The organism is Winogradskyella sp. (genome assembly GCF_028289625.1).
GTDB lineage: Bacteria > Bacteroidota > Bacteroidia > Flavobacteriales > Flavobacteriaceae > Winogradskyella.
The window spans coordinates 1-5,987 of sequence record NZ_JANQOM010000074.1 but is presented as its reverse complement, the minus strand read 5'-3'; the positions used below and the strand labels follow the sequence as shown (position 1 = coordinate 5,987).

The window sequence follows — 5,987 nt, the reverse complement described above, 5'->3', positions numbered from 1 at the left end:
CTCTGGTTTTGGAGCTGGCTTAACAGAATTAGGAAAAACTAATGAAAATGTAGTTGCGCTCTGCGCTGACTTAACAGGTTCTTTAAAAATGGATGACTTTAAAGCCAATCATCCTGATCGGTTTTTTCAAGTAGGCATTGCAGAAGCCAATATGATAGGTATAGCAGCTGGAATGACGATTGGTGGTAAAATTCCATTTACAGGAACTTTCGCTAATTTCTCTACTGGAAGAGTATATGATCAAATTCGTCAAAGTGTTGCATACTCTGATAAAAATGTAAAAATATGCGCATCTCATGCTGGAGTAACTTTGGGTGAAGATGGAGCCACGCATCAAATTCTGGAAGATATTGGCCTAATGAAGATGTTACCAGGAATGACTGTTATCAATACTTGTGATTTTAATCAAACTAAAGCAGCAACTTTAGCTATTGCCGAGCATCATGGTCCTGTATATCTAAGATTTGGACGCCCTAAAGTACCAAATTTTACACCTGAAAATCAAAAATTTGAGATTGGTAAAGCCCTAAAACTCACTGAAGGTAGCGATGTTACTATTGTAGCAACAGGCCATTTGGTATGGGAAGCTTTAGAAACAGCTAAAGCATTGCACGAAGAAGGCATCAGTGCAGAAGTAATTAATATGCACACTATAAAACCTCTAGACGACAAAGCGGTTTTAGACTCAGTATCCAAAACAGGATGCATTGTTACTGCCGAAGAGCACAACTTTTTAGGAGGTCTCGGCGAAAGCGTTTCTAGAATCTTGGCTAAACATCAACCGACCCCTCAAGAATTTGTAGCTACCAATGACACCTTTGGTGAATCTGGGACTCCTGCTCAATTAATGGATAAATATGGTCTTAATAGTGCAGCCGTAGTAAAGGCCGTAAAAACTGTATTAGTAAGAAAATAGCTTCATTTTGGCAACGTTTTTGATATTTAGATATCTAACCTTAAAAAACGAACATTATGAAAAATTTGAAAAAAGCAGCATTCCTCGCTGCAGCTTTTACTCTAATTGGATTAACAGGAAATGCCCAAAAAGGAAATGCCTTTGGTGTTAAAGGCGGTGTTAATTTTGCTAGTGCTGGTGAATTTAGAACTGCTTTCTTCGGCGGTTCGAATACAACTAGATCAGACGGAACTAATTTAGAATTTGGATACCATATTGGAGTATTCGGCAAGCTTTCACTTGGCGATAAGTTTTATTTTAGACCCGAATTGGTGTTTACAAAAAGGCAACATAACTATAGTATAGTAGAATCAGAAGAGAATGAGAGTCTTAATATTTCGAGTCTTGATATGCCATTATTAGTTGGGGTTAAAATTGTTGGCCCGGTGAGTTTTTTTGTGGGACCATCGCTTCATTATATGCTAGACGAAAGTATTGATAGTCCCGGAGATCTTAATATTCGTGATATTGAAAATGATCTAACGCTCGGTATAAACCTTGGAGTTGCTGTTAGTTTCAATAAATTGGGTATAGATTTAAGATACGAAAGAGGCTTTGGCGAAAATTTAGTAAGCTTTCAAAGTGATATAAACCAGTCTTTTTCTGGTACTATAGACACAACAGTAAGTCAAGTTATTTTATGCCTTTCTTATAAAATATTATAGCGTAAATTATCTAAGTCTTGTGTTACTTTTGATTGTGTGAACTTAAAAATCAGAAGTACCGCGCCAACTAAAAACCCATTTCGATTTTATTCCAAAAAGAATCCGTAAAGCTGAGGCTTTGATAGACTAAACTGCGTTTGGCAACGTTTTTGATATTAGTTATCAAATCTTAAAAACGAACATTATGAAAAATTTGAAAAAAGCAGCATTCCTCGCTGTAGCTTTTGCTCTAATTGGACTAACCGGAAGCGCCCAAAAAGGAAATGCCTTTGGTTTTAAAGGTGGATTGAATTACAGTGCCAACGGTGACTATTTTGAATCTATTGGTGATAATGCCAGAAATCCCGATCGCAATATTGGTTATCATATAGGTGTTTTCGGTAAAATTGGTGATCAATTATACTTTAGACCAGAGTTGGTATATACGGCCACAAGAAGTGAATACGATAGTAACGATTTTAATATTCAGAAAATCGATGCTCCACTTCTCGTAGGCTTAAGAGTATTGGGCCCTTTAAGTGTTTTTGGCGGCCCTTCATTACAATATATTCTAGATACTGAATTTGATGGCATAGATATAGATAATGTGGAAGATGACTTCTCTGTTGGACTAAATTTTGGCATCGGATTAAGTCTAAATAAAATCGGAATAGATTTGAGATATGAAAGAGGTTTTAGTAACAATGAAGCAACATTTATCAATAATAATCTTGGAGAAGGAGTCGCAAGTAGAATAGATACCAGACCCGATCAATTAATCTTAAGTTTATCTATTGCCCTATAAACAATCGATAATAAAATAAAAAAGCCGCTTAAAGCGGCTTTTTTCGTTGTACGTTTTATCTATGAGTCTTCATCCTCATTATAGTTAATCGTAACTTCACTGTCTAAATGGTCATAAATGCCATTGCTGTTCGAATCAACTAAGGAAACTGTATTTATGGTAATAACACCACTACTTTCTGACCTACTTAATTCAAACTCATTCTCGCCTAAGGTTGGTTCAGGGTCACCAACATTTATAGTATAAGTATTTGGCACTAATTCATCAAGGGTACGCACCTCATCACCATCATCATCTAAATCGAAATAATTTGGCAATCCATCTTCGTCTGTATCATCATCCAAGACATCTAAATTTTCATCTAGGTCTTCAATATAAGTCGGAATTCCATCACCATCATGGTCATTTACTTCAAATTGCAATAACTCGAACTTAAAAATTAAGTTAGAATATGACGGTACATCAGGTACAGGCGATGAAAAATATCCTAAACCAGATGGAATAAACATCATACCCAATCCATAATCATTGTATTCTACAACACCATTGTTAATACTAAAACTACTGGCCGTATTGAACTCCGATAAAATCAATTGCCATCCTCTTATCACTCCACCTGCTTCTGGGATACCTGGTATGCCTTGCATGCTTAACTCAATAGGTGTTGCCACCTCATCAAAAACTTCTCCTGTATCTTCTAAAAATCCTTCATAAACAACACGAACTTGATCGGAAAACTCAGGAGATTCTCCTCCTCCTTGATTTAACCGTAAAATATAGTACTCATATTCGGCATCTTCATAAGTTGTAGTCTTAATTTCTACGGCATCCCAAAGTCTAGTATTATTAGTAGGGTCTGGTGGTATCTCAAGATAGTTGCCATCATCATCTACTGGCATTTCGGTAATTACAATATCGTCTATAGTCAAATTGGTTTGAGTTTCAAAAAGACTAGAGTTATAATAATGTCCTTTTAAATAATTCTCTATAGAATCTTTATCTGCTAATTGTTGCTCCGTTCTATCTCTATCTGGAATTTGCACAAAATTATCATCATCACTATTACAAGCGATTAGTAACAAAACAAACACCAATAATGGTATGTATTTTTTAAACGTTCTAAATGTCATTTTTTAGTTATTTTATGTATGCCCTTAACCACATAAGACACACATAGTTCATTATTGCTTATTTATAATGGCGCAAGATACATTAAATTAATATTTTTATACCATAAGGTTAACGTAGATTTTAGTTAAAACCATATGCGAATAGACAAATATCTTTGGTGTGTACGCTATTACAAAACTCGTAATATGGCAACCCAAGCCTGCAAGAAAGGACAAATAAAACTTAACGATACTGTTGCAAAGCCATCAAGGGAGGTGTATCCCACGGACAAAATAGAACTGAGAAAAGACCAGATTACTTATCAATTAATCGTTAATGATTTACCTCCTAATCGCGTTGGTGCCAAGCTTGTTGATATATATAGAACAGATACCACTCCGAAAGAAGCTTTTGCCACTAAGGAACTCCTAAAATACAGTAAGGATTATTATAGAAAAAAAGGTACCGGAAGACCTACAAAAAAAGATAGACGCGATATTGACAATTTTTATGAAGAAGAATGACCTAAATAAGCAGTATTGGGAAAATCGCTACCATAACAACGAGACAGGTTGGAATATTGGTTATCCTTCTACTCCACTCAAAACGTACATTGATCAGCTCAATGATAAATCGAAAAAAATTCTAATTCCAGGAGCTGGTAACAGTTATGAGGCAGAATATTTTTGGAATGCCAATTTCAATAACACTTACGTTCTCGATATTGCCAAACCTCCATTAGATCATTTTAAAAAGCGTGTGCCTTTTTTTCCAGAGGAACAACTACTGCATCTAGATTTTTTTGAGCTCCAAGAGCAATTCGACCTTATATTAGAACAGACCTTCTTTTGTGCGCTCAACCCAAACCTAAGAGAACACTATGCGCAGAAGATGGCTCAGCTCTTAAAGCCTAAAGGTAAATTAGTGGGTTTGTTTTTCGATTTTCCATTAACAGCATCTGGTCCACCATTTGGTGGAAGTCTTGATGAGTACAAATCACTTTTTGGAAGGTATTTTAAGATTAAGATTTTAGAGCTATCCAGAAATTCCATAAAAGAACGACAGGGTAAAGAACTGTTTTTTATCTTTGATAAACCATAAGGACATTCCTAATTTTAATCAGATAAGCTAGCATGGCACTTACAAAAAATACTATTTTAAGTCATAAGGAAATTGAACACAAAATAAGACGTATCGCTTATCAGATTTACGAAAGCAATGTCAATGAAACCCATATTATTATTGCTGGAATTGATGATAATGGCTATATCCTTGCGAGAAAAATCAAGCAACACTTAGACAAAATCTCTGATATTGAATCTACCCTATGTAGGGTAAAGATTGACAAAGATGAGCCTACAAAACCCATCGCCACATCTATAGACAAAGAAGATTACGCTAACAAATCTATTGTGTTGATTGATGATGTTTTAAATTCTGGCAGTACGCTAATTTATGGCATTAAGCACTTCTTGGATGTGCCCTTAAAGCAATTTAAAACAGCTGTGCTCGTTAACCGTAACCATAAAAAATATCCTGTTAAGGCGGACTTTAAAGGCATTTCTTTGTCCACATCACTTTTTGAGCATGTGCATGTTAATCTCTCCAAGCAACCTTACGAGGCTTATTTAGATTAAAGCCATTAACAATTCCTCTAAAATATCTTTTTGGGTTTTATGATCAATTGTAATAGTATGCTGTGCCTGATTGTAGAACGGCGTACGTTCAAAAAGATGTTTGCCGATAAACTCTAGAAGCTCGTCTTGGCTTTGCAAATGGCTAATTAAAGGTCTGTGCACTTTCTCTTTAAATAAGCGCTCAGCCAAAAGCGGAATAGACAGCTTTAAATAAAACAATGTCACATGGTCTTTATCCAACAACACATTTAGATTATTTCCGTAGCAAGGTGTGCCACCACCAAGTGCCAAGATAATATTGTCTTTAGTATTTAAAACTTCATTTAAATATTCGGTTTCTTTCTTTCTAAAGTAGATTTCCCCTTTTTTGTTGAATAGTTCTGGAATTGTGGCATTTTCTTTTCCCGAAATATAGCTGTCCAAGTCTAAGAATTTGTAATTCAATAGCCTAGCTAATGCCTTACCAATTGTAGACTTCCCTGATCCCATATATCCCATTAAAGCGACAATCATTAGCTTAAGTTTTGGTTTAAAATCCTTAAAAATACCAAGAACAAAAAAACAAAAATTTAAGCAGAAAAAGTATTGTTTTATTAATTAAACATTTTATATTTGCACCCTCATTTAAGAGAACACATTAATGACCAGTTAGCTCAGTTGGTAGAGCATCTCCCTTTTAAGGAGAGGGTCCTGGGTTCGAGCCCCAGACTGGTCACGTAATGAGAAGCCATCCCGACGATATCGTCGGGATTTTTTTATGCCATAAAAATGGGGCGAAAAACCTGTTTTAGTTAAGCCTGGTAATACAGCATAATCAAAACCCTAGATAAAACTAT

The 5,987-nt window shown here is 35.5% G+C and carries 8 protein-coding genes and 1 tRNA gene; 7 read left to right on the top strand and 2 right to left on the bottom strand.

Annotated features, from left to right (window positions below):
- The 3 genes from Q0992_RS14625 to Q0992_RS14615 form a co-directional block, all read left to right on the top strand.
- The coding region (locus Q0992_RS14625) for a transketolase C-terminal domain-containing protein (protein ID WP_299526042.1) at window positions 1–916 on the top strand (916 nt) is incomplete at its 5' end.
- Window positions 917–972: 56 nt separating this feature from the next.
- Window positions 973–1,620 (top strand): porin family protein, encoded by a 648-nt coding sequence (locus tag Q0992_RS14620; RefSeq protein ID WP_299526039.1) that lies wholly within the window; start codon window positions 973–975, stop codon window positions 1,618–1,620.
- 184 nt (window positions 1,621–1,804) lie between these two features.
- Window positions 1,805–2,404, top strand: a complete 600-nt coding sequence (locus Q0992_RS14615) for an outer membrane beta-barrel protein (protein WP_299526036.1) — start codon at window positions 1,805–1,807, stop codon at window positions 2,402–2,404.
- A gap of 59 nt (window positions 2,405–2,463) precedes the next feature.
- On the opposite strand, the gene Q0992_RS14610 is transcribed toward Q0992_RS14615, so the two are convergent.
- Window positions 2,464–3,534, bottom strand: coding sequence for a hypothetical protein (locus tag Q0992_RS14610; protein WP_299526033.1), 1,071 nt, complete (start codon window positions 3,532–3,534; stop codon window positions 2,464–2,466).
- A 135-nt stretch (window positions 3,535–3,669) separates the two neighbouring features.
- Here Q0992_RS14610 and Q0992_RS14605 point away from each other — a divergent pair, with 135 nt between their 5' ends.
- From Q0992_RS14605 to Q0992_RS14595, 3 genes are read left to right on the top strand one after another with little or no spacing between them, the layout of a single operon-like run.
- Entirely contained in the window at window positions 3,670–4,038 is a 369-nt protein-coding gene (locus Q0992_RS14605) for a S4 domain-containing protein (RefSeq protein WP_299526030.1), read from the top strand.
- Complete coding sequence (locus Q0992_RS14600; RefSeq protein ID WP_299526027.1) at window positions 4,025–4,615, top strand: methyltransferase domain-containing protein; 591 nt, start codon at window positions 4,025–4,027, stop codon at window positions 4,613–4,615. Before Q0992_RS14605 ends, Q0992_RS14600 begins: the two co-directional genes overlap by 14 nt.
- A gap of 32 nt (window positions 4,616–4,647) precedes the next feature.
- The gene (locus tag Q0992_RS14595) at window positions 4,648–5,151 is read left to right on the top strand and encodes a phosphoribosyltransferase family protein (RefSeq protein WP_299526024.1); all 504 of its coding nucleotides are present in this window, start codon (window positions 4,648–4,650) and stop codon (window positions 5,149–5,151) included.
- On the opposite strand, the gene Q0992_RS14590 is transcribed toward Q0992_RS14595, so the two are convergent.
- Window positions 5,143–5,664, bottom strand: coding sequence for a shikimate kinase (locus Q0992_RS14590; protein WP_299526021.1), 522 nt, complete (start codon window positions 5,662–5,664; stop codon window positions 5,143–5,145). The two genes, Q0992_RS14595 and Q0992_RS14590, sit on opposite strands and share 9 nt — an antisense overlap.
- Before the next feature lie 129 nt (window positions 5,665–5,793).
- Between Q0992_RS14590 and Q0992_RS14585 the strand changes: the two genes are divergently transcribed.
- Window positions 5,794–5,866 (top strand) — tRNA-Lys (locus tag Q0992_RS14585).
- The last annotated feature ends 121 nt before the right edge of the window (window positions 5,867–5,987 follow it).